We start from the raw sequence: 1,224 nt of genomic DNA, 5'->3' as shown, positions 1-1,224 counted from the left end.
CCCCTATGGATTTTATTGCTATCTCTGCTCTCTGTGCTTTGGCTGCTGTGATTGGCAATGGCGTGCGGGTTGCCCCAAAACAACATACCAATTGGAAAATTGTTCCTAATCTATGGGGTGCCATTGTGGGGGAACCTTCGACCATGAAAACAGGTACCATGGACGCTGCTTTAGAACCTCTTTATGAATTTCAAGATGAATGGCATTAAGAGTGGGTAAAGAAGAAAAAACAGCAAGAAACAAAAGATATTCTTAGTGAATTAGATAAACGAGAAAAGAAAAAACAAGCCTATAAAGCACTCAAAGATCAAGACGAAGAACAAGCCCTTGCTCTTCTTTCACAAACTCTTGAACACAAAGAAAGTGAGGAAGATGACAGTTCTATAAAACGCCGTCTTATCGTCAATGATGTGACTGTCGAAAAGCTTGGGGAAGTCTTAAAAGAAAACCCCCGTGGTCTCTTGTTGGTTCGTGATGAATTAGCTGGTTTTTTATCTAATCTGGCAAGAAAGGAATATCAATCAGACTGTTCTTTCTATCTAACAGCTTTTAATGGCAATAAGTCTTACACCTATGACCGTATAGGACGGGGAACCATTTTTATTCCCAATGCAACTGTCTCTATTATAGGGGGTATTCAACCTGCACGTATTATTCCCATTATTCAAGACATGCACCGTGGAATAAACGATGATGGTCTTATGCAACGGTTTCAAATGCTGATCTTTCCCGATGAACGACAAGAGCAGTTATGGGTTGATAGACCTCCCAATCAAAAGGCATGGGAAAGTTATCAAGGGGTTTTTCGTTCTCTTTATGATAAACCGTTTGGATCACCAAAATATCCGATAATCATACGCTTTTCTGCCGAAGCCCAAGAAATGTTTCGTGAATGGTGGGAAGATTTTCAGAAAAGAATAAAGAATGGTCATTTCTCTGCAAGTTTAAAAGCACATCTTTTGAAAATGAATCAAACCATACCAACCCTTGCGTTGATTTTTGAACTGGTTGAGGGTGGTCGTTTTGAAATCAATAGAAATGCCCTTGAAAGAGCCTTGTATTGGGAAAAATATTTGTTAAGTCATGCCAAACGTCTTTATGCGGCCCATGATACATTAACAGCAGAGCGTGCAAAATTGATTGTCGAGCGTTGTGATCATTTGCCCGATGTTTTTACAACAAGGGATATTTATAAACGTGATTGGAAATGTTTCAAAGATAATG

1 pseudogene is annotated in these 1,224 nt (G+C 39.3%); it reads left to right on the top strand.

What is annotated here, in order from left to right:
• Window positions 1–1,224, top strand: a pseudogene (locus ACFIM1_RS09255) (YfjI family protein); the annotation flags it as partial.

Source organism: Bartonella sp. AC158YNML, from assembly GCF_042196725.1.
In the GTDB taxonomy this organism is placed as follows: domain Bacteria; phylum Pseudomonadota; class Alphaproteobacteria; order Rhizobiales; family Rhizobiaceae; genus Bartonella.
Note: the sequence above shows the minus strand (reverse complement) of the source record. Positions and strands in the feature narration are given on the sequence as shown.